2 protein-coding genes are annotated in these 2,347 nt (G+C 64.9%); one reads left to right on the top strand and one right to left on the bottom strand.

From position 1 onward, the window contains the following. Nucleotides 1-1,642 (top strand): class I tRNA ligase family protein (locus BIS11_RS15390; protein ID WP_253586475.1); only part of this gene is annotated, 1,642 nt, incomplete at its 5' end. 86 nt (nt 1,643-1,728) lie between these two features. Here the strand turns inward: BIS11_RS15390 and BIS11_RS15385 are convergent. Beyond that, nucleotides 1,729-2,347 (bottom strand): FAD-binding oxidoreductase (locus BIS11_RS15385; RefSeq protein WP_253586474.1); only part of this gene is annotated, 619 nt, incomplete at its 5' end.

Below are 2,347 nucleotides of genomic sequence, written 5' to 3'. Positions count from 1 at the left end.
CGTGCCGAAGAACTACGAGAACATGTACTTCTCGTGGATGCGCGATCTGCAGGACTGGTGCATCTCCCGCCAGCTCTGGTGGGGCCACCGCATTCCCGCCTGGTACGACGAGCAAGGCAACGTTTACGTGGCGCGCTCCGAGGCGGAAGCGCGCGAGAAGCACGGCCTGGGCGCCGATGTCGCGCTGACCCAGGACGAGGACGTGCTGGACACCTGGTTCAGCTCCGGCCTCTGGACCTTCGGCACGCTGGGCTGGCCGGAGAAGACGCCGGAACTCGAGACCTTCCACCCCACCAGCGTGCTGGTGACCGGTTTCGATATCATCTTCTTCTGGGTCGCCCGGATGATCATGATGACGCTCAAGTTCACCGGTGAAGTGCCCTTCAAGACCGTCTACGTGCACGGTCTCGTGCGCGACGGCCAGGGCCAGAAGATGTCCAAGTCCAAGGGCAACGTGCTCGACCCGATCGACCTGATCGACGGCATCAGCCTGGAGGCGCTGCTGGAGAAGCGCACCGGCAACATGATGCAGCCGCAGAAGGCCAAGGCGATCGCGAAGGCGACGAAGGACGAGTTCAAGGACGGCATCGAGCCCCATGGCACCGATGCGCTGCGCTTCACGTTCCTGTCGCAGGCCACCACCGGGCGCGACATCAAGTTCGACATGAACCGCCTGGACGGCTACCGCAACTTCTGCAACAAGCTGTGGAACGCCTCGCGCTACGTGCTGATGAACGCCGAAGGCGAGGATTGCGGGGCGCTGGGCGAGCCGGTCGAGCTCTCCCTAGCGGATCGCTGGATCATCTCCCAGCTGCAGAAGACCGAGGCCCAGGTGACCCGCGCCATGGAGGAGTACCGCTTCGACCACGCCTCCCAGGCGCTCTACGAGTTCGTCTGGAACGAGTACTGCGACTGGTACCTGGAGCTCTCCAAGCCGGTGCTGTGGGACGACAATGCCTCCGTCGAAGCCAAGCGTGGCACCCGCCGCACCCTGGTGCGCGTGCTCGAAGCCACCCTGCGCCTGGCTCACCCGATGATGCCCTACATCACTGAGGAGATCTGGCAGCGCGTCTCGCCCTTGGCCGGCACCTTCATGGGCGAAGGCGCCTCGATCATGACCCAGGCGTGGCCGGAAGCCGACGAGAGCCGCCTCGACGAACAGGCGAGCCGCGACATCGAGTGGCTCAAGGGTGTGATCATCGCCGTGCGCAACATCCGCGCCGAGATGAATATCGCCCCGGGCAAGCCGCTGGACGTGCTGCTCACCAAGGGCCAGCCGGCGGACGCCGAGCGCCTGGAGAACAACCGCCTGTTCCTCGCGAAGCTCGCCAAGCTCGAGAGCGTGACCTGGCTTGCCGACCCGGCGGACGCGCCGCTTTCTGCCACCCAGCTGGTCGGCGACATGGAAGTGCTGGTGCCGATGGCGGATCTGATCGACAAGGACGCGGAGCTTGCGCGCCTGAACAAGGAGATCGACAAGCAGGACAAGCTGATCGGCGGCATCGAGAAGAAGCTTTCCAACGAAGGCTTCACCGCCAAGGCCCCGGCCGCTGTCATCGAGAAAGAGCGCGGCAAGCTCGCCGAGTTCCAGTCCGCCAAGAAGCTCCTTCAGGAGCAGAAGGCCAAGATCGAAGCGCTCTAACGCCCACGGCTTCAGCCCTTGCCGTGACGCCCACGCCACCGTTTGGTGGCGTGGGCGTTTTTACAGGCAAGCGCGGGGGGCGCTGGTCAGTGGCGAAAGACGTACTCCGAGCCGTCGGTAAAGCGGCTGAAGCGATAGATCGATGGATCACAGGTGGTCGCTTCCCCGGCGATCATCTCGGCGAGCATTTCTCCGGAGGCCGGCGCCGTGGTCAGGCCGTTGCCGGAGAAGCCGGTGATCACGAACAGGCCATCGTGTTCCGGCACCTCGGAGATCACCTGGGTGGAGTCCGGCGTTGCGTCGATCATGCCGGCCCAGCGCTCGCGCACCTCGGCGTTTTCATACTGCGGGTAGGCACGGCGCAGGTTGGCAAGCGCGGTATTCACCTCGTTCTCGTCGACGCTGCCCGAGAGCATGCGTACCTGTTCGAAGGGCGTGATCTCGTTGGCGGACCAGCGTGAGGCCATGTTGAGCGAGGCGAAGAAGTCGCTCGAGAGCCGGACCTTGAGCAGATCGCCCGAGTGCTTGAGCGCCGGCAGGAAGTCCAGCAGCATGCGGAAGCTGTCGGTGGTGATCGGGGCGACGTTGGTCGACACCCCTACGGCGGTTTCGCCGGTGTCCATCTGCCGCCAGGCGAAGTCCGGCCCGTAGCCGGCGCCGGGCAAGGCGTTGTCGACGGGGCCCAAGCGCTGCATGGAAGACGCG

The organism is Halomonas sp. 707D4, from assembly GCF_024158685.1.
Lineage (GTDB): Bacteria > Pseudomonadota > Gammaproteobacteria > Pseudomonadales > Halomonadaceae > Vreelandella.
The sequence above is the reverse complement of the archived record's forward strand: the minus strand, read 5'-3'. Positions and strand labels throughout refer to the sequence as shown.